Annotated in this window: 1 protein-coding gene; it reads left to right on the top strand. The window is 35.9% G+C overall.

The genetic code is table 11. The features are described 5' to 3' along the window. Positions 1–209: hypothetical protein (locus G7034_RS02475; protein ID WP_166399382.1), on the top strand; the 209-nt coding region annotated here is incomplete at both ends.

Raw genomic sequence — 209 nt, forward strand, 5'->3', positions numbered from 1 at the left:
TTACGAGCCTGTAGCGATAATCCAAACATTGCAGTATTTGATTTAACTCAGAATTCAAATTTAATTATCGGCAATCAAGAAAATGTTACTTTGACCTATCATCAAAGTTTAGCGAATGCCGAAAATGGCACCAACGCTATTGCTTTTCCTGTGAATTATAACGGAATTGATGGTGAGTTCATCTATATCCGATTGGAAGGAGAAAATGC

The organism is Psychroflexus maritimus (assembly GCF_011089875.1).
GTDB lineage: Bacteria > Bacteroidota > Bacteroidia > Flavobacteriales > Flavobacteriaceae > Psychroflexus > Psychroflexus maritimus.